General features: G+C 74.7%; 1 protein-coding gene. It reads right to left on the bottom strand.

Annotation, left to right across the window (positions count from 1 at the left end; all coding sequences use genetic code 11):
- On the bottom strand, window positions 1–1,575 hold a 1,575-nt coding region (locus VR44_RS48655; RefSeq protein ID WP_045952293.1), incomplete at both ends, for a sulfatase-like hydrolase/transferase.

Genomic DNA, 1,575 nt, shown 5'->3' with positions numbered 1-1,575 from the left:
GCCCTCGGCGGTGAACGTCCAGGCGGTCGCGGGGGCGGCGGTCGCGGGCGGGGTGACCTGCCAGGACGCGGTGAGGCGGGCGCCCGCGGGGAGCTGGTCCGCGGCGGCGGGGGTGGCCGGGGCGACGGTCCATCCGGCGGGGGCGCGCAGCTCGAGCGCGGCGGCGGTCCAGGGGCGCGAGGAGCCGTTGTCGAGGGTGGCCGTCACGGTGAACGCCTCGCCGGGGACGGCCAGGGCGGGCAGGGTCAGGCGGGTGCCGAACGGGGTGCGGGGGTAGGGGTCCTTCCAGGAGGAGCGCATCAGCGCCACCAGTTCCGTGGCCCGGGCCGGGTACGTGGCGGCGAGGTCGCGGGTCTCGCCGGGGTCGGCCTTCAGGTCGTACAGCTCCACCTGCCACTTCTCGTCGGGCAGGTTGTGGTCGCGTTCGGGGGCGAAGCGCACGGCCTTCCAGTTGTCGCGGCGGGCCGCCTCGGCGAGCCAGGTGGCGCGCTTGGCGTCCTGGGCGTTGGCCCGGCTGGTGACGCCCAGCTCGTCGCGGAACCAGTACAGGTGTCCGTGGCGGGCCGAGTCGGGGCTGCCGGCGAGCAGGGGCGCGGCGGAGAGGCCGTCCACGTCGGCGGGGGCGGGCGCGCCGGCGAGCTCGGCGAGGGTGGGCAGGACGTCGGTCAGGGGGGTGGGCCGGTCGCTGGTGCCCGGCGGGACCCGGCCGGGACCCCAGGCGATGAGGGGGATGCGTACGCCGCCCTCGTAGAGGTTGCGCTTGTAGCCGCGCAGCGGGCCGTTCGCGTCGAACAGGTCGGGGTTGACGCCTCCTTCCTCGTGGGGGCCGTTGTCGCTGGTGACGAGGAGGACGGTGTCCTGTTCCAGGCCGAGGGCACGCAGCCGGTCGACGACCTTGCCGACGAGCGCGTCGAAGTAGCTCACCTGGGCGGCGTGCCCCTTGTCGGCGGCGCTCCAGGTGCGGGAGGCGTAGGCGCCGGTGTCGGGGATGTCGCTGGGGGCGTGGGGGACGTTGGGGGTGAGCAGGAGGAGGAAGGGCTCGGCCGCGTGGTCGCCGATGAACTCCAGGGCGTGCCGCTCCAGCAGGTCCGGCGCGTAGACGGCCTTCGCGCCGCCCGCGTTGGCGGGGATGGGCTCCTTCACGTCGTTGTGCCAGAGGTACTCGGGGTAGTACTGGTGGGCGTGGCCGTGGTCGATGTACCCGTAGAACTCCTCGAAGCCGCGGGCGGCGGGATGGCTGTCCTGGCCGGCCGCCTCCGGTCCGAAGCCCCACTTGCCGATCACGGCGGTCCGGTAGCCACGGGCCTTCAGCACCTGGGCGAAGGTGGTGTCGGAGGCGGTGAGGGAACCCTGGCCGCCGGAGGAGGGGTTGGCGCGGACGGTGGCGTGGCCGGTGTGGAGTCCGGTCAGGAGGGAGCAGCGCGAGGGGGCGCAGACGGCGGCGGTGGAGTAGGCGTCGGTGAAGCGCAGCCCCTCGGCGGCGAGCCGGTCCAGCCGGGGGGTGGTGATCAGCTTCTGGCCGTAGGCGCCGAGTTCCCCGTAGCCGAGGTCGTCGGCGAGGACGACGACGAGGTT

This window comes from Streptomyces katrae, assembly GCF_000966975.1.
Classification (GTDB): domain Bacteria; phylum Actinomycetota; class Actinomycetes; order Streptomycetales; family Streptomycetaceae; genus Streptomyces; species Streptomyces katrae.
Note: the sequence above shows the minus strand (reverse complement) of the source record. Positions and strands in the feature narration are given on the sequence as shown.